Below are 22,646 nucleotides of genomic sequence, written 5' to 3'. Positions count from 1 at the left end.
TGTTCCAGCTCGATGGTCAGCTATGCCGACCCGTTTCCCGGGCGCCTTGCTGCCCGCGGGCGTGCGGGCACACCGCGGGCGGATCGCCGATGAAGCCGCGCGCGGACCACAGTTCCGGGAACGGGATCTCGTTCATGGTTGGCAGCAGCCAGGCAATGCCTTCGGTGCCGAAGTAGGCAGGCCGGGCGCCGAACGTACGGCGCGTTGCCATCAGGTGCAGGTGCTTCCATGCGCAAAAGCCCTCCGCGATATCGGCCAGCGTTTCGCCGAGCTGCTGCAAGTCGCGGTGTTGGTCCGGATCAGCGTAGACATCGCGCCAGACCTGCTCGACCGCCTGGTCCGGCGTATAAGGCACGCTGAAATCGCGCTCGAGAGCCGGCGCCGGCACGGCGAAGCCCTGGCGGTTCAGGTGCGCAAGCACGTCGTCGTACAGGCTCGGCGCGGCCAGCGCCTGGCTGAGTTGCTGCCAGCGCCGGGGTTGAGGCAGGAAGTGCTGCAGGTGCTCGCCCTGCTTGATGCCAAGCAGGTAGACCATCTGGCGGAAGGTCCAGCCCTGGAGGGCGCTGTCCTTGCCGTACCTGGGACCGACGCAGGACAGGATGGCGAGCAAGTCGACCGGCGTCATCCACGCGATGGAGCGCCAAGTGGCATTGAGCGGCTCGTGGTGGGCGACGACGCGCCGCAGCGTGCGGCAGGCCCCGGCCAGGTCGTCGGCGCGGAGTTGCGCCTGCGCGGCCTGGATTTCCTTGATGATCAGCATCCAGTAGAGCTCGGATACCTGCGCCGACACGATCCAGGCCTGCTCGCCGGGATGGTCGCTGACGGGATGCTGCAGCGAGTGGAGCAGGTCGGTCTGCAACCAGTCGCTGTATGGCGTATGGCCGGCGGGCGCTTCTGCCGGCGCCAGGGATGCTGGCTTGACGGTGTCGTTCATGCTGGTCTCCTCGTGGTGGTGGGATCGGTGGTGGTCAGGGCAAGTCTGGTGCAGCACCGGCGGTCCCCAGCAACGACTCCATCTGCTGCGCGACCCGCAGCAGCGCGCCGTCGTCGCCGGGCCTGGCGACGATCTGCAATGCCGCCGGAAGGCCGCCGTGGCGGGACGGCAGGGGAATCGAGATGGCGGGAAAGCCGGCGAGGTTGAACGGGGCGGTGTAGGTCATCAGGGCTTCGCGGACCGTGCCGGTCCAGTCGCCGATGCCGACCGTGCCGGCGTCGCGGCGCGGGGCGGTGCAAGGACAGGTCGGCAGCACGAGAAAGTCGATTTCCGACATCGCTGCATGCAGCCGCGCCGTGAACTCCCGCCGCGCCTGCTGGGCCGCCGCATAGGCGCGCAGGTCCATGGCCTGCGCGCGCCTGAGCCGGTCGACCGTTTCCGGGTTGTAATACGCGGCGATGCGATTCCAGTCGTGGCGGCGCAGATGCTCGATGCCGCCCTCGATCAGGACGATGGCCGCGAAGGTATCGAACACGGTGTCAAACATGGCGTCGAACCGTCGGGTCCCGCCGAGGTCCTCGCAGGCAAAGTCCTGGGCCAGGTGCTGCACTGCCCCCTCGAAAGCGCTGGCGATCTCCGCGCTCAGCGGCACCGGCGCGATGTGCCGGACGATGCCGAGGCGAGGGGAAATCCTGGCGGCGGCTCGGGAAGTCCCGATGCCAATTGCATCGGCGAGCACCCGCACGTCGTCGACCTGTGCGCCCAGCAGGCCGACATGGTCGCAGGTGGGCGCCAGCGGAAACACGCCGCGCGTGGACAGCGTGCCGAGCGTCGGCTTGAAGCCGACGACACCGCACAGCGCGGCCGGAATCCGCACCGAGCCACCGGTATCGGTGCCCACGCCCGCCATGACCGCACCATGTGCGATCGCCGCGGCGGCGCCGCCGCTGGAGCCGCCGGGAATGCGGGCATGGTCGAGGGGATTCAGGGTGTCGCCGAAGCTGGGGCTGGCAGTGGTCACGCCCCAAGCAAATTCGTGGGTGGTGGTCTTGCCGATGACGATGGCGCCGCAAGCCGTCAGCATCTTCACGATGTCGGCATCGGCAGCGGGAACGTTGCCGCGGCAGGCCGCCGATCCGTACAGGGTTTCGATGCCCCTGGTGTCGATCAGGTCCTTGATGGCGATCGGCAGGCCTTCCAGCGGACGCTGGCTGCCTTCGCGGTAACGGCGGTCGCTTGCCGCCGCGGCCTGCAAGGCCCGTTCCCCGTCAATGGCGGCAAACGCGTTGAGCGCTTGCTTGCTGGCCTGCGCGCGGCGGAGTGCCGTTTCGGCCAAGCCTGTCGCGGTGATCTGCCCGGTGGCGAGGGCCTCGAGGGCGTTGCGCAGGCCGGCGGGTTGCGGGAAGCTGTCGGAGGGCTGGCGGGTCATTACCACAGACTCTCCAGCAATGCATCCAGCCTGGTGCCTGCGTTGTCGCCAAGGTCGCTCACTTCGGCGGGATAGTTCTGCCTGAGCAGCGCCGCCATCTCCGGCAGCCGGGCCCGGTCGAAATCGAGCTCGCCGAGCCGGCTCGGCAGTTGCAGCGTGTCCACGGCTGCTTCGATGCGGTTGGCGAGGAAGGCGGCGGGCGTGTGGCTGCCACGGTCCAGGGAGAAAATCTCGAGCTTGCGGCCATAGGCACCGGCGCAGGCGCGGATGACGGGCGCCAGCGCAATGCAGGATGTCAGGCTGTGCGGGACGCCGAAGGTCCCGCCGAGAATATGCCCGATGCGATGGCTCAGGCCGTAGATCACCGAAGCGGGATAGAAATAGCACTGCCACGCGGCGAGCTGAAGCTGCAGCAGGTCGTCGGTCGACACCAGGCCGCCCGCAATAGCCTCGCGCGTTTCGAGCTTGCGCGGCCACTTCTCGAGCACGGCCAGGAAGCGCTCCACGCCCCTGGCGGCGAGGATGGCGTGAGGGTGATCCACGTCGACCCGGCGCATGCCTTCCACGGCATGGTCGATGCCCTTGATGGCCGAGCTCAGCAGCAGCATGCGCGGGGTGTCGACGATCATCCGCGGATCGAGCACCACCAGCCTCGGCGTGGTTTCGCGGACGGCGTGGCTGCGCTTGAACTTGAGCGGGCCGTCGGTCTCGGTCACGCCGAAGTAGTGGGAGAACTCCGAACCCGAGAGCGTGGTCGGAATCGCCGCAATCGGCAGGTAGCGGCCGGTCTGCTGGAAATGCAGGTGAGAGACCGCCTTGGCGGCGTCGAGCACGGAGCCGCCGCCGAGCGCGATGATCGATTCGGCACGGGCCCCGATGCAGGCGCGCAGCCCGTCCTGCACGGCGAAATCGGGAACGTGCGGCGGCAGGCCGGTGAAGGTGCCTACGCTGTCGCCAATGGCAGGCTGCAGGTGCTCGCGGTTCACGGCGTCAAGGAACTCGACGGTGAACGTGATCGGGCGGCGGATGCCGTAGTTCCCCATGGTCGCTGCGACGGTCTTCAGCACGTCGAGTCCCCAGACAATCTCTTCCTGCGGCAGGCATTTCAACTGGTTCATTCCACATCTCCACCGTGTTTTCGTATGGGATCGGGGGTTCTGATCCGTGTAGGAAGATAGGCCAATCGGCCGCGCGCGTGCGCGCGAGATTGCGCAACGCAGCGTTCAGGAATCTGGACGCCGGAGCTGCGCGGACAGGCGCTGGTCGTTCGTGGTTTCCGGACGGAGCTTTCCAGGCTTGCCGTCTTCACAAGGCAGGGGAGATATCTATGATCGTTTCCAGCGTAGCGACCCCACCACTAGAACGGAGACATGAAGATGGAGGCAATCCAATTGACGGAAGCGCTGATCCGCGGACGCCACAGCAAGCGCGGCTTCCTTGACCGGCCGGTACCGGTCGAGACGGTCAGGGACATCCTGTCCGTCGCGAAATACGCGCCGAGTTCCAGCAATACCCAGCCCTGGCGCTGCTATGTGCTGACCGGAGCGGCGCGCGACAAGATCACGGCAGCGGCGGTCGAGGCGTATCGCGCCGCGCCCACGGAACTTGCGCCCGAGTACCCGTTCTTTCCCAAGGAACTGCCGGCGCCGTTTTCCTCGCGCTTCAATACGTTTCGCGGCATGCTGGGCGATGCGCAGGGCGTTCAGAGGAGCGATATCGTCGGGCGCCGGCGCGACGTCGAACGGCAGTTCCGCTTCTTTGATGCGCCGGTGGGGCTGATCTTCACCATGGACCGGCGCCTGGAATGGGCCAGCTTCATCTGCTATGGCTGCTTTCTGCAGAACATCATGCTGGCCGCGCGCGCGCGGGGGTTGGATACCTGTCCGCAGCAGATCTGGTCGCTGCAATCAGCAGTGCTTCGCGAAGGCCTTCGCATTACCGGCGAGGAGATGATCGTGGCCGGCATGTCGCTGGGCTATGCGGACAACAGCATGCCGGAGAACAACATGGATCTCAGCAAGCTGGAGCTGGACGAGTTCGTCTCGTTCGTGACTGGCTGATACGCGTACTGCGCAAGCTGGCGGGAGCCCATGGCATGCGCGTTGCCGGCCGCAGGAAGCGTCCGGCGCGGCGGTCACACCGGCGGGACCGGTCAGATCACGCCGCTGCGGCAGAGCGCGAGCGCCAGCCCGATATTGAGGGTTGCCATGGAAATCCAGCCGACAAAAGAAATGCAGAAGCGGTAACGGTACATGGTGCTCTCCACTGGATCGGCCCGGACGCCGATACTTAGCAGGTTAGGCGCCGTGGCGATGCGGCAGTAGATTCGTAACTGCGCTTTCAGCGTTTCCCTGCGCGCAGCAATGCGCCCGGCATGCCGCCTCGATGGCGGTCCCGTTATTCGTCGCGCCAATCGTGCTGGAGAAGCGTCCCGAGGCTGGCCGTGCGCCGCTAAAAGCCTGAACGATCTGCCGACCCGGTTCCGCTTGCCCGCGCCCCACAGCACGCGGCATGGACCCTTGCGAACTCGCGCCGGCACCGGGCGAAGCGATTGTCGAAAAAATGCTATCGCGACAAACGGTGGGAAGAGGCCGGAACTCCGTGTGCGGTAAGTTTCCTTTCGTGCGCATTTCGTTGCCGATCGGAAAACATTCTCATTGTTCCTGGCGCATAAGCCTGCAGTATCATCGCTTTATCAACGCGCCATGGAGTACGGCATGCAGTTTCTCTGGCCGCAATTGCTCTGGCTGTTGTGCTTTCTCCCTTTGCTAGCAGGTGCTTACCTCTACCTGATGGCACGGCGCAAGAAAGCTGCTCTGTTGTACGGCAGTCTTGCTCTGCCGCGCGCCGCGTTGGGGCACAGCCTACGCCTTCGGCGTCACATCCCGCCGGTGCTTTTTCTCTTGGCGTTGGGGGCGGCCCTGCTGGCGTGCGCCCGTCCTGCCGCGACCATCACCCTGCCGTCAGACATCATCACAGTGGTACTGGCTGTCGATACCTCCCTCAGCATGAATTCAACCGACGTGGCGCCCAATCGGATCAGTGCCGCGCAGCAGGCCGCACGAGATCTGGTCATCGGACTGCCTGCAAGCGTGCGTCTGGGCATTGTCTCGTTTGCCGCCACGGCCACCGTAGTACAGCCTCCAACCGACAATCGTCAGGATATGCTCGATGCGATCGATCGCTTCCAACTCCAACACGGCACGGCGACAGGCAGCGGACTGATCCAGGCCCTGGCGGTATTGTTTCCCGACGATGATGGCATCGACCTGGAAGCTATCCTTTTCCGCGGCGAGACCTTAGCTCCGGGACCTGGTGGAAGAACGCGGTCTGAAGCTGCTGCGGCGGACGCCGTTCGCAAGCGCGAACTGGAACAGCCACCGACGATGCCCGGCTCTTATCGGCACGGAGTGGTAATCCTGCTCAGCGATGGCCGCCGGACCACTGGGCCAGATCCGCTAGACGCCGCGCGCATGGCTGCCCAGCGTGGGGTTCGCGTCTATACCGTAGGCTACGGTACCCCGCACGGCCAAGAGGTGTCGACCCAGTCCTCCTTCATGCAACTCGATGAGCCGACTTTGCGCACGGTCGCGACGCTGACTGCTGGCGAGTACTTCCTGGCCGGCTCGGCCGCGGATCTGACGCGGGTATATCGGCAGCTTAGCGCCCGTTTCGCGCTCGAACGCAGGCAGACCGAAATCAGTTCTTTGCTGGCCGGGACGTCAGTTGTGCTGCTGATCGCTGCTTGTAGTCTGTCATTGCTGTGGTTCCGGCGGTGACCATAACCCCTCAGCACATCAAGGCCGACTCTCGGGTGCCGAAGCAGGGTGCCTGTGCGTTGCTGCGGCAGATGCGCCTTGGTTGTTGCCAGCACGCCCCGGACTGCGGTCAACCTTGCTGTCTGCCTTTTTCGCACCCTGGCCGGCGGCATCGCTGGCAGCCTGCGCCGAAGGTTCCGCGCGCCTGCCAGTGTCGGTCCCTGGCGTTGGAGGCGAGCCGTAACGACCGCCCTGCGCCAGGGCCACAACGCTTAGCGAAAGGGCGGCAACGAAGGCCAGCTTTTTCACGGCAGTCTCCAGATCGTCATCAAGTTCGCCAGGGCATGCTTCTGGCGCCCAGCTGTTCCCGCTCGCGCTGCAGCATATTCCATGGATCGTGCCTGAGCATACCCACCCCAATACACCGAGCCATACCACTTCCATACTAGGCCGGATTCGCAAAGCCAAAGACCCGGATGGGCCGGCGTCACTCCGAGGGCATGGCACGGGCGGGGCAATGTTTCATTACTTAAGAAGCCCCGACTCGCCATCAACGGCATGGGGCTGGCCCTTTCACGGTCTGGGGAATCTGCCCAAGACAGGCCGCCTGGTCGTCATTGCGATCGGACCAGCCCGCGCTCGCCAAGGGCGGTGAACACGTGATTGACCACCGCATCGCAACGCGCGCCGGCAAAACTGAACGTGCCCTGCAGATAGGGCCTTACCTCTGCGGCCAAGGATTCGCGCAGCATCATGCGGGCCCGCAGGAAGCGCGTCTTGACCACGTCGCCGCTAACGCCAAGGCAATAAGCCGTTTCCTCTACGCTCATGTCTTCAACGGCCCGCAGGATGAACACGCAGCGGTAGATCGGCGGCAACTTTTCGACCGCAAGCTGCAGCAGTTCCCGCACCTGGCCGCGTTCGGCCATGGCTTCAGGTGATTCGTCGTCAGCGGCGCGGAAGGACATCATGTTCTCCTGTAAAAGTCCGCCAGGAAGATCTTCCTCTTCGCTCCGGGCTTCGATCTGGAAGAGCCGGCGTCTCTTGCGCTGCGCAGTCAGGGCGACATTGATGGCAATGCGTGCCAGCCAGGTGCTCAGCGCGGCCTCGCCGCGAAACGAATCCAGGCTGGTAAAGGCGCGCAGGTAGGTTTCCTGCACGACATCCTGGGCTTCGGCATCGTCCGCAACCACGCCACGGGCCGTACGGAACAACAGACGGTTGTTGCGCCGCATGATGGCCTCGAAGGCAGACGCGGCGCCGGCGCGGGCGCTGGCAACCAGTTCGGCGTCTGTGGTGGCATTGGCGCCAGACGGCATGGGCGGCCTGAGATCCCGGTTCTTGTCCATTTGGAGATCTGGCTCCTTTCCCGTTGCAGATCATTAGACGGCACAGCTACCAAAAGGTGACAGTCGACTGGGCGCATACCCGTCTGCCGTCCCTCGCCTGGGGCCGAACCACGCGTCAGCAATCATAGGCAAATGCACGCAGCCACGACCCATCGCAATGTGGCCCAGGCCTCGTGTCACCTACCGGCGTCTGCCAACGTCTAACGCCTATGCAACGGACAAATTCGAGCGACTGCCGTCGGAGACCTGTCGGTTGTTTTATTTCAGTTGCCGCATCTCATCCTGACAAGGACGTCGATCATGAAAAAGCAACTCTCCGCACTGACACCTGAAACGGAAGTGCAGCCGGTACCGCTGCGGCAGCCAGCGAGGCAGCAGATGGCTGGACGGAGGCTGGCCAATGCACTGATCACGGCAGCCGCAGTGGGGGCGGCCGCGGCATGTGGCGGCAGTTCTGGAGGGGGAGGAACGGATGCGGCCAGCACGGAAGCGGCGCAGAAGGCCCTGGTCGAGCAGGGCAAGCAGATCTTTCGCTTCGACACCTTCGGGGACGAAGCGAAGTGGACCGATCAGCTGAGGATGCACGAGGTCATCGCCAGCTCGGTGGATCCCTTGACCGCATTCTCCGTCGGCCTCAAGGTGGACGCCGAGGCCTTGCCCGAGGCTATCGCAAACGGGATCCGCAATGGCACGATCGACCTCAAGAGCCCGGCTACGACGGTGGCGCTGCTGAAACTGAACGCGGTCGTCGGCCTCCAGGGGACCGTCGAGACCGTCAATGGGGTCGACAGGCTGACCCGCGTCGGCACTACCTGCGCGCTCTGTCATTCGACGGTGGACAACTCGTTCGCGCCGGGCATCGGCAAGCGGCTGGACGGATGGCCCAACCGGGATCTCAATCCCGGCGCCATCATCGCGCTGTCCCCGGCCATTGACGAGGCCATGAAAAAGGTCCTCAACGCCTGGGGGGCAGGCAAGTATGACCCTCGCAACAATATCGACGGCCTCAGCAAGCCGGTCGTGATACCGCCCGCCTTCGGGCTGGCCGGCATTCATCGCATTACCTTTACCGGCGATGGCGAAGACATCATGTACTGGAACCGGTATGTCGCCGTCTCCCAGATGGGCGGCCTTGGCTCCGTATCCGAACCGCGCCTGAATATCTCCATCACGAACGGCTCGGTGGACCTTGTCACCAGCAAGCTTCCGGCCCTGCAAGCGTATCAGCTGTCCCTGGGCGCTCCGCCGCCACCGGCTGGCAGTTTCAACCCTGTGGCGGCACTGCGGGGCAAGGCTCTCTTCGAAGGCGCGGGCCGGTGCGCCACATGCCATAGTGGCCCGGCATTTACCGATGCCAACTCGCTCCTTCACCCGCCCGCCGACTCGATGGCGGAACCCGAGAGCCCAAGCTATGCCTCGCGCTCCGCAACCAAGCAATACCGGACCACGCCGCTCAAGGGGGCATGGCAACACCCTCCTTATTTCCATGACGGCTCCGCGGCGACTTTGTCGGATGTCGTGACGACCTACAACACCAAGCGGGGACTGGGGCTGAGCAGCCAGGATATTGCCGACCTGGCGGAGTATCTGAAGTCGCTGTGACCCGCAGCCAAGGCGGAGTGCGTTGCGCGGGGATCCGCTGCCGTATGCGGGCTAGTTGCTGGCAACGGCTGCCGATTCGTCCGGCTGCCAGCCACCGCCCAGCGCCTTGAATGCCGCGACGGCCGCGCGCGCCGCCTCCGCTTGCACCTGCGCGCGCGCATCTGACGCGCGCAACAGGCTGTCATCGGCTTGCAAGACTTCGATCAGGCTGACGACGCCTTTCTGGTAGGCGGCAAACGAAGCATTCCGGGCGCGGCCAAGCGAGTCCACGCCTTGCGCGAGCACGGCCGCCTGCTCCTCGCGCTTGACCAGCGCAGAGAAGGCGTTTTCCACGTCTTCCGCGGCGCGCAGCACGGCGAGCCGGTACGCGGCGAGCATCTCTGCCTCTTGGCCCCTGGCCTGGTCGATTTGCGCATCGATGCGGCCGAAATCGAACAGGCGCCAGCGCAGGCCGAGCACGCCGGCAAACTGGCTGGCGCCGCTGCCGAACAGGCTTCCGGCACCCAACGAGGTGGCACTGCCCAGCAGGCCGCCGAGCGAGAACTTCGGATAGTACTCCGCCATGGCGACGCCGATGCGCGCGTTGGCAGCCGCCAGCCGACGCTCGGCGACGATCAGGTCGGGGCGGCGTCTCAGCAACTCGCCAGGCGCTCCGGTCGTTGTCAGTTGCGGCGCGATTGGGATGTCCGCGCCTTGCGCAAATTCAGCCCGATGCGTGCCCGGCAGCGAGCCGAGCATCACGTCCAGCGCGTTCATGGCCGCATCGAGGGCTGCTTCGAGCTGCGGGATGGCAGCGCGAACCTGCGCCAGCGCGCCTTCGGCCTGCCTGACCTGAAGCTCGGCCGCCAGTCCCTTGCCGTACAGCAGGTTGACGGTGGAGAGCAAATCCTGCTGCGTCTGCGCCTGGTGGCGCGCCACCTTCAGTCGCGTCTGCAAGCCGCGGATGGCGATGTAGATATCGGCAGTCTGTGCGGCCACGGCCAGTCGCGTGGCGACCGCGCCCGCCTGGGAAGCCTGGTAGTCGGCCAGGGCCGCCTCGCGCCCACGGCGCAGGCCGCCGAATACGTCCAGCTCCCAGCTTGCGCTGGCATCGGCTTCAAAAGCGTTGCCGTAGCGGTCGAAGCCCGGCGTCGCACTCAGCACGCGGCCCAGAGGGGTTTCGACGGACTGGTATGCCCGTGCCGCCTGGCCGGTGATATTGCCGGAGGGTAGCAGGGCGGCGTTGGCTGCCCCAAGGCCGGCACGGGTTTGCGTGACGCGGGCGAAGGCCTGCGCCAGGTCCAGGTTCTGTTCCAGTGCGAGTTGTACGAACCGCGTCAGTTGCGCATCGCCAAAGCCGGCCCACCACCTGGACAGATCGGCTGTGGGACCGGCCGTTCGCTGGTCGACTGCGGTCTGGCCCTGGAATCGCTGCGGGACCGGTACGTCGGGCTTCACAAAGTCCGGGCCGACGGCACAAGCGCTTGCCAGGCTGGCAGCGAAGAGGGCGGCAAAGGAACGCTTTGGCAACATTGGTTCTTCCAGCGGAATCTGAATTTTAGTGACTATAGTACAAAACGGTCACAAGTTGTTCAACCATCGCGACTCGCGTAAGCTGGTGCCCATGAAAGCCACTCCTTACCCCGTCTCCGCCCGCGGTCCGGCGGACCACGATGTGCGCGACCAGATCGTCGCTGCGGCCACCGAGCACTTCAGCCGCTACGGCTACGAGAAGACCGCCGTCTCCGACCTGGCCAAGGCCATCGGCTTCTCCAAGGCGTACATCTACAAGTTCTTCGAGTCCAAGCAGGCCATTGGCGAGATGATCTGCGCCAACTGCCTGCGCGAGATCGAGGCCGAGGTGAATGCCGCCGTGGCGGCTGCCGACTCGCCGCCGGAGAAGCTCCGCCGCATGTTCAAGGCCTTGACCGAGGCCAGCCTTCGGTTGTTTTCGCACGAGCGCAAGCTGTACGAGATCGCTGCGTCGGCGGCGACCGAGCGCTGGCAAGCGGTGATCGCCTACGAGGAACGCATCCAGAGGCTGCTGCGCGATGTCTTGCAGCAAGGCCGGGAGAGCGGAGACTTCGAGCGCAAGACCCCGCTGGATGAGGCCACCACGGCGATCTATCTGGTGATGCGGCCGTACATGAACCCGTTGCTGTTGCAGCACAGCTTCGATCACACGGAAAGTGCGCCCGGGTTGCTTTCCAGCCTGGTGCTGCGCAGCCTTTCTCCCTGAGGCGCAGATATTTCGTCTGTGACTATTGACTAAATTAGTCACTGGAACAAGAATGAAAGCTCAGACCTTTTGTCGATGGGGCTTTCATGCTTTCGCGCCGCTTTGTTACCTCTGCCGTTACCTGTGCGTTGCCGCTCGCCTTGAGCGCTTGCGGCGACCCGGCCACTGCCGATCCTCGTAGCGAGGCACCGCTGGTGCGGGCCGCGCTGGTTCAGCCGGTCGCTTCCGCGTCGCGTTCGTTCACGGGAATCGTCGCGGCCCGGGTGCAGAGCGATCTCGGCTTCCGCGTGCCTGGCAAGGTGCTGGAACGGCTGGTGGATGCCGGCCAGACCGTCAGGCGCGGGCAGCCGCTGATGCGTATCGACCCGGTCGACCTGAAGCTCGCCGCGCAGGCGCAGCAAGACGCCGTGATTGCCGCACGGGCACGCGCGCAACAGACCGCCGAAGACGAGGCCCGCTACCGCGATCTGCGCGGAACGGGCGCAATTTCCGCCTCGGCCTATGACCAGGCCAAGGCCGCGGCGGACGCGGCCAGAGCCCAGTTGAGCGCGGCGCAAGCGCAGGCCGATGTCGCACGCAACGCCAGCCGCTACGCCGAGCTGGTTGCCGATGGCGACGGCGTGGTCATGGAAACGCTGGCCGAGCCCGGCCAGGTTGTCAACGCAGGGCAGGCCGTCGTGCGGCTGGCCCACGCAGGCCGCCGTGAAGCCGTGGTCCAGTTGCCTGAAACCTTGCGGCCAGCGCTCGGCTCGGTCGCACAGGCCACGCTTTTCGGCAAGGAAAGCGCCGGCGTAATGGCGAAGCTGAGGCAACTGTCAGACGCTGCGGACCGGCTGACCCGCACCTTCGAAGCGCGCTATGTGCTGGAGGGCGAACTGGCCAACGCCCCGCTGGGTGCCACCGTCACGATCCAGCTCGCGGATCGGCCTGCCGCCGCTCAAGGCGAACTGCAGGTGCCGCTGGGCGCCGTGTTCGATGCCGGCAAGGGTCCGGGCGTGTGGGTCATCCACGGCGATCCGGCCAGGGTGTCGTGGCGGTCCGTCACCATCATGCGCCTCGGCGACGAAGATGCCCGGGTTGCAGGGCAGGTCAGGCAAGGGGACCGGATCGTCGCGCTGGGCGCACAACTTCTGCGCGAAGGACAGGCAGTCCGCGTGGCGGGTCAGGGTGCCGCAGCGGCCGTGGCGGGGGTGCGACTGTGAGCCAGGGCCGTTTCAACCTGTCGGCACTCGCCGTGCGCGAGCGCGCCGTCACCCTGTTCCTGATCTGCCTGATCTCCCTGGCAGGCGTGGTCTCGTTCTTCAAGCTGGGCCGCGCGGAGGACCCGGCCTTCACCGTGAAGGTGATGACCATCATCACCGCTTGGCCCGGCGCCACCGCGCAGGAAATGCAGGACCAGGTGGCGGAGAAAATCGAAAAGCGCATGCAGGAACTGCGCTGGTACGACCGCACCGAAACCTACACGCGGCCCGGCCTGGCGTTCACCACCTTGAGCCTGCTCGACAGCACGCCGCCAGCCGAAGTCCAGCAGGAGTTCTACCAGGCCCGCAAGAAAGCCGGCGACGAGGTGGCCAACCTCCCGCCCGGCGTGATCGGGCCGTTGCTCAATGACGAATATGCGGACGTGACCTTTGCGCTGTTTGCGCTCAAGGCAGAGGGCGAGCCGCAGCGCGCGCTCGTGCGCGACGCTGAGGCACTGCGCCAGCGCTTGCTGCACGTGCCGGGCGTGAAGAAGGTCAACCTCATCGGCGAGCAGCCGGAGCGCATCTACGTCGAGTTTTCCCATGAGCGCCTGGCGACACTGGGCGTGAGCCCGCAGGACGTATTCACCGCCCTCAACAGCCAGAATGCGCTGACCGCCGCAGGCTCCGTGGAGACGAAAGGGCCGCAGGTCTTCATCCGCCTGGATGGTGCGTTCGACAAGCTGCAGAAGATCCGCGATACGCCGGTGGTGTCGCAGGGCCGCACCCTGAAGCTGTCGGACCTTGCCACCGTCCGGCGCGGCTACGAAGACCCGGCCACCTTCATGGTGCGCAACGGCGGGCAGCCTGCCTTGCTGCTGGGCATCGTGATGCGCGAAGGCTGGAACGGGCTGGACCTGGGCAAGGCGCTGGACCGGGAGGTCCGCGCCATCAACGCCGACATGCCGCTCGGCATGAGCCTGACCAAGGTCACGGACCAGGCGGTCAACATCAGCGCCGCCGTCGACGAGTTCATGCTCAAGTTCTTCGCCGCGCTGCTGGTGGTGATGCTGGTCAGCTTCGTCAGCATGGGCTGGCGCGCGGGGCTGGTGGTGGCCGCGGCGGTGCCGCTGACCCTGGCGGTGGTGTTCGTGGTGATGGCCGCCACAGGCAAGAACTTCGACCGCATCACGCTCGGCTCGCTGATCCTGGCGCTGGGCCTGCTGGTCGACGACGCCATCATCGCCATCGAAATGATGGTGGTGAAGATGGAACAGGGCTATAGCCGCGTGGCGGCTTCGGCCTATGCGTGGAGACATACCGCCGCGCCCATGCTGTCGGGCACGCTGGTGACCGCGGTCGGCTTCATGCCCAACGGCTTTGCCCGATCCACCGCGGGGGAATACACCAGCAACATGTTCTGGATCGTCGGCATTGCGCTGATTGCGTCATGGGTTGTCGCCGTGGTGTTCACACCTTACCTGGGCGTGAAGATGCTGCCCGACTTCAAGCAGGTCGAGGGTGGCCACGAAGCGATCTACGATACGCCGCGCTACAACCGCTTCCGGCAATTGCTCGGGCGCGTAATTGCACGCAAATGGCTGGTTGCGGGTTCGGTGGTGGGACTGTTTGCGTTGGCCATCCTCGGCATGGCGGTGGTCAAGAAGCAGTTCTTCCCGATTTCGGATCGCCCCGAAGTGCTGGTCGAAGTGCAGATGCCCTATGGCACGTCGATCAACCAGACCAGCGCCGCGACGGCCAAGGTCGAAGCCTGGCTCGCGAAACAGAGCGAAGCCGGCATCGTCACGTCCTACATTGGCCAGGGCGCGCCACGCTTCTACCTGGCGATGGGGCCGGAACTGCCGGATCCGTCGTTCGCCAAGATCGTGATCCGTACCGATAGCCAGCAAGAGCGCGATGCGCTGAAGCTGCGCCTGCGCCAGGCCATCGCCGATGGCCTCGCCCCCGAGGCCCGTGTCCGGGTCACGCAGCTCGTGTTCGGTCCGTACTCGCCGTTCCCGGTTGCCTACCGCGTGACGGGGCCGGACGCCCAGACGCTGCGCCAGATCGCGGCCGAGGTCCGGCACGTCATGGACGCGAGCCCGATGATGCGCACGGTTAACACCGATTGGGGGGAGCGGGTGCCGACGCTGCATTTCACCTTGCAGCAGGATCGCTTGCAGGCGGTCGGGCTGACCTCCAGCGCCGTGGCGCAGCAACTGCAATTCCTGCTCAACGGCATTCCGGTGACGGCCGTGCGCGAGGACATCCGCACCGTGCAGGTGACCGCGCGCTCGGCGGGCGAGAGCCGGCTCGATCCCGCCAGGCTTGGCGACTTCACGCTGGCCGGCGCCAACGGGCAGCGCATCCCGCTGTCCCAGGTGGGCCAGATCGAGGTGCGCATGGAAGAGCCCATCATCCGCCGGCGCGACCGCATGCCTACCATCACGGTGCGCGGCGATATCGCCGATGGCCTGCAACCGCCGGACGTGTCGACTGCCATCGGCAAGCAGCTGCAGCCCCTCATCGACAAGCTGCCGGGCGGATACCGCATCGAACAGGCAGGCTCCATTGAAGAATCGGGCAAGGCCACGCAAGCCATGCTGCCGCTGTTCCCGGTCATGCTGGCGGTGACGCTGCTGATCCTGATCTTCCAGGTGCGGTCCATCCCGGCGATGGTGATGGTGTTCCTGACCAGCCCGCTCGGCCTGATCGGCGTGGTGCCGACCCTGATCCTGTTCGGCCAGCCGTTCGGTATCAACGCGCTGGTCGGACTGATCGCGCTGTCGGGCATCCTGATGCGCAACACGCTGATCCTGATCGGGCAGATCCAGCACAACAAAACGGAAGGGTTGGACCCGTTCAGTGCCGTGGTGGAAGCCACGGTCCAGCGTGCGCGGCCGGTAATCCTGACCGCGCTGGCCGCGATCCTGGCCTTCATTCCGCTGACCCATTCGGTGTTCTGGGGGGCGCTGGCCTACACGCTGATCGGCGGAACCTTCGCCGGGACGATCCTGACGCTGGTGTTCCTGCCGGCGATGTACGCGATCTGGTTCAGGATCCGGCCCGGCAATGTGGCGGATACCCGGCGGGATCAGCGTGATGGCGAGGAGGCTTCCGGGCAATTGGTGCCAGGGTATTACGAAGCCTGAAGTCGTCCCTTTCAACCTCGCAACTTGCGAGACGCCTCCCGTGTGGTTTCTAATGAGTGTTATCGGGCCGAGCGGTCAGAGGGCATATGCGCTGCATCAAGTGCGGATTCGATAACCCCGCAGGCGGGCGATTCTGCGAGGCGTGTGGGCACAGCCTTGCGCGAATCTGCCCGCAATGTGGCCATGAGTCGGGGGCTGCGGCGAGATTCTGCGGCCATTGCGGCGTGCTGCTGCCCGACCTTCCCGCCGGCCAGCACCTTGAGACGGCGCCCGTGTTCTATACGCCGGCACATCTGGCCGAGCGCATCCTGGCCGAACAGGCGGCGATGGAAGCCAGGGGGCAAACCGCTGGCGAACGCAAGACCATTACCGCGCTATTTGCAGACATCGCTGGCTCGACGGCACTCATCCAGGATCTGGATCCAGAGGATGCGCGCGGATTGATCGACCCCGTTGTGTCCATGATGATGGAGGCGGTTCACCACTATGAGGGATACGTCGCCAAATCGCTTGGCGATGGCATCCTGGCGCTGTTTGGCGCGCCCATCGCGCATGAGGACCACCCCTTGCGGGCGCTCTACGCCGCGCTCCGGATGCAGGATGCGATACACCGTCATAACGGACGGCTGCCTCAGTCAACGGGCTTGCCGTTGCGCGTCCGGGTAGGCGTCCATACCGGCGAAGTGGTGGTGCGGGCGATTCGAAAGGATGACCTGCGCACGGACTACGATCCGGTGGGCCATACCATCCATATCGCATCCCGGATGGAAGGCGTTGCAATGCCCTCATCGATCGCTGTCAGCGAAGCGACCCATCGGCTGACGGAGGGCTACTTTGAGTTTCGCGCGCTCGGGACGGCATCGGTAAAGGGTATTCAGCAACCGCTTGCCGTTTACGAAGTTGTCGGCCCCGGTGCGTTGCGCACGCGGCTGCAAGTGGCGTCGCATCGCGGGTTGTCGCGTTTTGTCGGCCGCCAGGACGAATTGCAGTGTATGCAGGAGGCGCTGCACTCGGCAAGGCGTGGTCAGGGACGCGTCCTTGGCGTGGCAGGCGAGGCTGGCGTCGGCAAGTCGCGTCTCTTCCACGAATTCCGAACGCGTGCGCAACCAGGCTGCAAGGTGCTCGAAACCTTCTCGGTTTCGCATGGCAAGGCGTTTCCCTATCTGCCATTGATCGATCTGATCAGGGCGTATTTCGATGTCGCGTCGCAGGATGACGACCGGCAGATTCGCGATAAGGTCACCGCCAGGCTGATGGCGATCGGCTGTGCGCCGGACGAAGTCCTTCCCTATCTGCTCTATCTGCTCGGCATCAAGGATCCGGCGTCGACGCTTCCCCTGATGGAGGCTTCGGTGCGGCGCCAGAGAACCTTCGATGCGCTGGTGCGGTTGCTTGTGCGCGAGAGCGAGATCCAGCCGCTGATGGTGCTGTTCGACGATCTTCAATGGCTTGACAGTGAATCAGAGGCCTTTCTCCGTATCCTGGCTGATCAGGTGCCCCGGGCAAGCATGCTGTTGCTCGTCAACTATCGCCCTGAATACGTGCATGACGGGGGCGTGCCATGCCACGTCAGGCTGGAGCTTGCGCCCCTGGGGCAGGCCGATGCGCAAGGCTTCCTCAGCGCGATGTTGGGTGACGATGCTTCGCTCGAGTCGCTGAAGCGCGAAATCCTGTCCAAGACAGAAGGCAATCCCTTCTTCATGGAGGAGGTCGTCACAACGCTTATCGAGGAGAACGTCCTGCACGGAGAACGGGGTAACTTCCGGCTGGACGATCGCGTGGTGTCACTACATATGCCGACCACCGTGCAAGGCGTGCTGGCCGCACGCATCGACCGCCTGCCCCCGGTTCAAAAGGAATTGCTGCAGACGCTCGCGATCATCGGCAAGGAATTTTCCGTGAGCCTGGTCCGGCAGGTCACGGGAATGGCGGACAGTGCTCTCCATGCGATGCTCGTCGATCTCCAGGCCGGAGATTTCATTTACGAGCGCCCCGCCTTTCCGGAGGTGGAGTATGTGTTCAAGCACGCCTTGACGCAGGAGGTCGCCGCCAGCTCGCTGTTGACTGACAGGCGCAGCGCGCTGCACGAGCGCACAGCCCAAGCCCTGGAAACGCTGTTCCCTGGCAGCTTGATGGATTACTGCAGCGAACTGGCACACCACTACAGCCGAAGTGGCAATACCCGCAAGGCGATCGAGTACCTGGGTCTTGCCGGGCAGCATGCGGCGCAGCATTCCGCGCAGCGCGAGGCGATTCGCCATCTCAATGCGGCGCTCGACTTGCTTAAAACACTGCCGGACAACCCCGAGCGCGCACGTGACGAACTGGGCCTGCTGCTGAACCTCGGCATTGCATGCATCACGGCACGGGGCCATGGGGCACCGGAAGTCGAGACGATCTACACGCGGGCGCTGACCTTGTGCGAGCAAGGCACGCAGACGCCGCAGCGTTTTTCCGCCCAATTGGGGCTCTGGTCCTTCTATCTGTTGCGCGGCAAGCTGTTGACGGCACAATCCCTGGCTGACGGCCTGCACCAGCTCGCCGAAGACAGCGGTGACTCGGAACAGCGCGCAGAGGCGCAGCGCGTGCTGGGCGTTACGCGGTTCCGGTGCGGCGATATCCGAATGGCCCGTATGCACCTGGAGCAAGCGTTGGCGCTGCACCGTCCCGACCAGCACGCCTATGGCCACCTGCTGCGCTACGCGCGCAACCCGGCGGTCCACATGCGCAGCTCGCTGAGCTGGGTGCTCTGGTACCTCGGCCTGTCGCAGCAAGCCGTGACCCGAAGCGAGGAGGCGCTGGCGCTGGCACGTCGGGCCGCCGATCCGTTCGGCCTGGCCCTGAGCCTGATCTTCGCGGCCGAGCTGCACCAGCGGCGTGGTGATGCGCAACGTGTGCTGGAATGCGCGGAGGCGGCGATCGCACTGTCGGAAGAGCATGGGTTCCAGCTGTACCGGAGCTGGGGATCAATATTGCGCGGGTGGGCACTGGCTGCAACGGGCACGGCAGAAGCGGGGATTGACCTGATGCGCCGCGGCTTCGAGGACCTGGAGGCCACTGGCGCGGTATTGGGGCGGCCCTCGCTGCTGGGATTGCTGGCGGATGCGTATCGACGCTCCGCGCAAGGCGAGGATGCGATGCGCGTGTTAGACGACGCGCTGGCCCTGGCACGGCACACCGGGGAACGCTTTGACGAGCCCGCGCTGCTCCGGCTCAAAGGCGAGGTCCTGCTGCAGACGGCGGATCGGCAGGATGGTTCGTCGTCCGCAAGAGACCGCGAAGCCGAGGCTTGTTTTAGCTCGGCGATGGAACTGGCCCGTGGCGAAGGTGCCAGTTCCATCGAGCTTCGCTGTGCGATAAGCCTGGCCGGGCTATGGCATCGCCAGGGCAAGGACGATGAGGCGCGGCGGTTGCTTGCGCGCTTGTCCGGCCTTTGCGCCGAAGGCATGGATCCCGTTGATGCGCATCGGGCAGGGCAACTGCACGAGCAGCTGTCCTGAGCACTCGCGGCGCTTGCGATCAGCTTCCGGCCGCGGTCAGGAAATGGCTGGACGACGGCTATCCGGCGCTTGCCCAGCGTGCCAGGCGGGGGAGGCCGAGATCCCCCGCGGCGAAGAGACCAAGTCTGCGATCAACGGATGGCATTATTTCCGTCGGTAACTTTGTATATCTCAGCCAGGTCGCATAAGTCCCAGTTTCCGCCAGTCAGGACCGCGCACACTTTCTCGTGTGGTTTAACCTTGATGTTGCCGGCGAGCAAGGCGCCGATACCAATCGAGGCGGCGGGCTCGGCAATTAATTTTGCATCATTGGCAAGCATGCGCATGCCAGCAACGATATGTTCGTCTTCAACCAGAACGATCTCGTCCACATATTTTTCAATAATAGGATATGGATTCTGGCCGGGCACACTTATCCTCAGTCCGTCGGCGATGGTATGTTTCAAGGGGAGCGAGGTGCGCTCTTTATTCTTGCGGCTGTAAAAATACTTTGGTGTCAGGGCAGGCTCTACGCCGATGACGCGCACCGAAGGGGCGGTTTCTTTGATGGCGGTGGCGATCCCTGAAATGAGGCCGCCGCCACCCATGGGAACAATGACCGTGTCGATCTCCTCCAGATCCTCCAGTATTTCACAACCGATGGTACCCTGGCCAGCCATTACCAAGGGGTCTTCAAAAGCATGGACCACTGCATAGCTGTGTTCCTCGGCGATTTCATTCACCCGTTTCCATCGGGCAGCGGTATCGCCATCGTAAAGAATGACTTCGGCGCCCAGGGATTGGGTATTGGCAATTTTGATCTTTGGTGTGGTAACTGGAAGAACCAGTATGGCCTTGACGCCAAGCATCCTCGCGGCATACGCAAGTCCCTGAGCGTGATTGCCCGAGGAGGTGGCAATGATGCCATTAGCTATTTCAGCGCTTGCAAGCGATAGCGACTTATTCAGGGCGCCACGGATTTTAAATGCCCCGGTAATTTGCAGCATCTCCGGCTTCAGGTATAGCTGGCAACCCAAAGCTGGCTCCATCTTTTCCGCACGCAGTAACGGAGTACGTCGGATGTGGGGCTTCAGCCGTTCCTGCGCGGCTCGAATGTCCTGAATAGTCGGATAGCTAAGCATGTGATTTCTCACTTTTTCCGGCCGTCGGCGCTTTGACGGTTATTCAATAAATTCAAAGAAAGTTCCGACCTTGCCTTCCACAGCATTGCGATAGATTCTTGTCGCGGTAGTATTGTCCTGTATGGCCATGCCGGTGGAGTCGAAAATCGTGATCTCGTCTTCGTTTTCTCTGCCTGGTTTTATGCCAAGCAGGATCTCGCCAATTTCACCGTGGATGTCCTCCTGGCTTATGATATTCCTGTTCAAAGGGTGCCAGGTCTCGCCTTTTTCGGTGCATTGGTCAATTGAGTCATTTACGATTTTTGCGTTCCTGAATATTTCCGGGTCCAGTTCCTGCTTGCCTTGCTGGTCTGTGCCAATTGCAACAATGTGGGTGCCCGGCTTTACCCAATCAGCTTCCACCAACGGCCCTTTCCCGCGGGTCGTGGTGATCAGAATATCCGCCTGTGCAACCGCTTCTTTTTTGGAGCTGGCCATCACTACAGGAATGCCAAACTCGCTTTCGATATCAGCTTTATATTTGGCAAGCGTGTCGGCGTTGCTGTCCCAGGCATGGATCACTTCAATTTTCATGATCTCTTTGATCGCCCGGATCTGCATCCGGGCCTGATTCCCGGTGCCGATGGACGTGATTTTTTTCGCGTCCTTTCTTGCCAGTGCTTTCACCGAAACAGCACCAGAGGCGCCGGTTCTGAGGCCGGTGATCAGGCTGCCATCCATAACGCAGATCAAGGCACAGCTCTGCGCATCGAACAGCAGGATGGTCCCCATTCCGTTGGGGACCCCGTGAGACTCGGGGTTATCAATGAACCCTCCCGAAGATGCCTTCATCGAGATCATTTCATTGGCTTTGCAGTAACCCGGCTTGAAATCAATTTCGCCGCGCGGTGGCGGAAGATGGATGCCGATATAACCTGGTTGATCCACCTGCTTACTGTTAAAGGCCCGGTATGCCTCTTCCACCGTACCTATGACTTCACTCATGCAGATCAGGCTGCTTACTTGCTCCTTGTTAAGCAGTAACGTCTTCATTGGCGTCATCTCCATGCATTGTCGAGCGTGCCAGGCGCATTAGCGAACACCGGATCATTTCCGGTAACCATGCGCCGCTGTTATTCCGCTTCCACGATGCTGGCGATGGCTTCGCCCATCTCGGTGGTCGAAGCGTTGCCGCCCAGGTCCGCCGTGCGAGGACCGTGAATCAGTACGTGCTGGATGGCGGCAAGAATCGCATCGTGCGCCTTTCTTCCGGCGTCGTTGTCGGTATCGAGGAAGTCGAGCATCATGGCGCCTGACCAGATCATGCCGATCGGGTTGGCAATGTTCTTGCCATAGATATCGGGGGCTGAGCCATGCACCGGCTCAAACAGCGAAGGGAAGGTGCGCTCGGGATTCAGGTTGGCCGAAGGCGCGAGTCCCAGCGTACCGGTGCAGGCCGGGCCCAGGTCGGACAGGATGTCGCCAAACAGGTTGGACGCCACCACCACATCGAAGCGCTGCGGCTGCAACACGAAGCGGGCGCACAGAATGTCGATGTGCTGCTTTTCCCAGCCGACATCCGGATATTCGTCCGCGATGGCGGAGGCCCGGTGGTCCCACCATGGCATGCTGATGGCAATGCCGTTGCTCTTGGTCGCCACGGTAACGCGCTTGCGCTGCCGCTGCCGCGCCAGGTCGAATGCGAAGCGCAGCGCGCGGTCGGTGCCGTGGCGCGAAAAAATCGACTGCTGCATGACGACTTCGCGTTCGGTGCCTTCGTACATCACGCCGCCGACCGACGAGTATTCGCCCTCGGTATTCTCGCGCACGATGATCGTGTCGATATCGCCCGGCTTTCTGCCGGCCAGTGGGCACGGCACGCCTTCGAACAGGCGGGCGGGGCGCAGGTTGATGTACTGGTCGAACTCGCGGCGGAACTTCAGCAGCGAGCCCCACAACGAGACATGGTCCGGCACGATATCGGGCCAGCCCACTGCGCCGAAGTAGATGGCATCCATGCCCGCCAGTTGCGCTTTCCAGTCATCCGGCAGCATCTTTCCGGTGGCTGCGTAGTAATCACAGCTTGCCCACTCGACATGGGTGAAGTTCAGGGCGATGCCGAAGCGGCTTGCGGCGGCACGGAGTACGCGCAAGCCTTCTGGCATCACCTCCTTGCCAATGCCATCGCCCGGGATCACGGCGATATTGAAAGTCTGGGTCGTCATGACGATTCCTGTGAAGTAACGAGGCTGCGCCATGGTCGCTACCAGGGCCGCGAGTAGTGTCCCAAATTGTAGTGGCCGGATTTCGACGGCATGTTGCGTATGCCGGGTGCGCGACAGAAGGAAATCCCGTATTCATCGCCGTGTTCGGCACGCTGTGCGTGGGGTTGGATGCCGGCCGGCATGTGGTCACACGAACGC

15 protein-coding genes are annotated in these 22,646 nt (G+C 63.9%); 7 read left to right on the top strand and 8 right to left on the bottom strand.

Annotation, left to right across the window (positions count from 1 at the left end; all coding sequences use genetic code 11):
• Positions 1-16: 16 nt before the first annotated feature.
• Genes MKD38_RS23635 through MKD38_RS23625 form a run of 3 tightly spaced genes read right to left on the bottom strand, consistent with a single transcriptional unit; the run spans position 17 to position 3,481 of the window.
• Positions 17-934, bottom strand: a complete 918-nt coding sequence (locus MKD38_RS23635; protein WP_252680600.1) for a tryptophan 2,3-dioxygenase — start codon at positions 932-934, stop codon at positions 17-19.
• A 34-nt stretch (positions 935-968) separates the two neighbouring features.
• Positions 969-2,363, bottom strand: a complete 1,395-nt coding sequence (locus tag MKD38_RS23630; RefSeq protein ID WP_252680597.1) for an amidase — start codon at positions 2,361-2,363, stop codon at positions 969-971.
• Positions 2,363-3,481, bottom strand: coding sequence for an iron-containing alcohol dehydrogenase (locus MKD38_RS23625; RefSeq protein WP_252680595.1), 1,119 nt, complete (start codon positions 3,479-3,481; stop codon positions 2,363-2,365). Before MKD38_RS23625 ends, MKD38_RS23630 begins: the two co-directional genes overlap by 1 nt.
• 258 nt (positions 3,482-3,739) lie before the next feature.
• On the opposite strand from MKD38_RS23625, the gene MKD38_RS23620 reads away from it, so the two are divergent.
• Both MKD38_RS23620 and MKD38_RS23615 read left to right on the top strand, forming a co-directional pair.
• Entirely contained in the window at positions 3,740-4,423 is a 684-nt protein-coding gene (locus MKD38_RS23620; RefSeq protein ID WP_252680593.1) for a nitroreductase, read from the top strand.
• A 657-nt stretch (positions 4,424-5,080) separates the two neighbouring features.
• A complete protein-coding gene (locus tag MKD38_RS23615; RefSeq protein WP_252680591.1) occupies positions 5,081-6,142 on the top strand; it encodes a VWA domain-containing protein in 1,062 nt (353 codons plus the stop codon).
• Positions 6,143-6,735: 593 nt separating this feature from the next.
• Here the strand turns inward: MKD38_RS23615 and MKD38_RS23610 are convergent.
• Positions 6,736-7,470: an RNA polymerase sigma factor gene (locus MKD38_RS23610; RefSeq protein ID WP_252680589.1), complete on the bottom strand. Its 735-nt coding sequence runs from the start codon at positions 7,468-7,470 to the stop codon at positions 6,736-6,738.
• A 300-nt stretch (positions 7,471-7,770) separates the two neighbouring features.
• Between MKD38_RS23610 and MKD38_RS23605 the strand changes: the two genes are divergently transcribed.
• Positions 7,771-9,072, top strand: coding sequence for a c-type cytochrome (locus MKD38_RS23605; RefSeq protein WP_252680587.1), 1,302 nt, complete (start codon positions 7,771-7,773; stop codon positions 9,070-9,072).
• Between the two features lie 51 nt (positions 9,073-9,123).
• Here MKD38_RS23605 and MKD38_RS23600 read toward each other — a convergent pair whose 3' ends face one another.
• Positions 9,124-10,584 (bottom strand): efflux transporter outer membrane subunit, encoded by a 1,461-nt coding sequence (locus MKD38_RS23600; protein ID WP_252680585.1) that lies wholly within the window; start codon positions 10,582-10,584, stop codon positions 9,124-9,126.
• 91 nt (positions 10,585-10,675) lie between these two features.
• Here MKD38_RS23600 and MKD38_RS23595 point away from each other — a divergent pair, with 91 nt between their 5' ends.
• The 4 genes from MKD38_RS23595 to MKD38_RS23580 all read left to right on the top strand — a co-directional run bounded on the left by MKD38_RS23595 (position 10,676) and on the right by MKD38_RS23580 (position 19,123).
• A complete protein-coding gene (locus MKD38_RS23595; protein ID WP_252680692.1) occupies positions 10,676-11,290 on the top strand; it encodes a TetR/AcrR family transcriptional regulator in 615 nt (204 codons plus the stop codon).
• Positions 11,291-11,376: 86 nt separating this feature from the next.
• The gene (locus tag MKD38_RS23590) at positions 11,377-12,492 is read left to right on the top strand and encodes an efflux RND transporter periplasmic adaptor subunit (RefSeq protein WP_252680583.1); all 1,116 of its coding nucleotides are present in this window, start codon (positions 11,377-11,379) and stop codon (positions 12,490-12,492) included.
• The gene (locus tag MKD38_RS23585) at positions 12,489-15,623 is read left to right on the top strand and encodes an efflux RND transporter permease subunit (RefSeq protein WP_252680581.1); all 3,135 of its coding nucleotides are present in this window, start codon (positions 12,489-12,491) and stop codon (positions 15,621-15,623) included. Before MKD38_RS23590 ends, MKD38_RS23585 begins: the two co-directional genes overlap by 4 nt.
• Before the next feature lie 86 nt (positions 15,624-15,709).
• The gene (locus MKD38_RS23580) at positions 15,710-19,123 is read left to right on the top strand and encodes an adenylate/guanylate cyclase domain-containing protein (RefSeq protein WP_252680579.1); all 3,414 of its coding nucleotides are present in this window, start codon (positions 15,710-15,712) and stop codon (positions 19,121-19,123) included.
• Between the two features lie 131 nt (positions 19,124-19,254).
• Here the strand turns inward: MKD38_RS23580 and MKD38_RS23575 are convergent, their stop codons facing one another.
• From MKD38_RS23575 to MKD38_RS23565, 3 genes are all read right to left on the bottom strand, one after another.
• Entirely contained in the window at positions 19,255-20,244 is a 990-nt protein-coding gene (locus MKD38_RS23575) for a threonine/serine dehydratase family protein (RefSeq protein WP_252680577.1), read from the bottom strand.
• A 39-nt stretch (positions 20,245-20,283) separates the two neighbouring features.
• Complete coding sequence (locus tag MKD38_RS23570; protein WP_252680575.1) at positions 20,284-21,276, bottom strand: ornithine cyclodeaminase family protein; 993 nt, start codon at positions 21,274-21,276, stop codon at positions 20,284-20,286.
• A gap of 80 nt (positions 21,277-21,356) precedes the next feature.
• A complete protein-coding gene (locus MKD38_RS23565; protein ID WP_252680573.1) occupies positions 21,357-22,448 on the bottom strand; it encodes a tartrate dehydrogenase in 1,092 nt (363 codons plus the stop codon).
• Positions 22,449-22,646 lie beyond the last annotated feature (198 nt).

The sequence above is a fragment of the Cupriavidus sp. WGlv3 genome (assembly GCF_023952475.1).
Lineage (GTDB): Bacteria > Pseudomonadota > Gammaproteobacteria > Burkholderiales > Burkholderiaceae > Cupriavidus > Cupriavidus phytorum.
The sequence above is the reverse complement of the archived record's forward strand: the minus strand, read 5'-3'. Positions and strand labels throughout refer to the sequence as shown.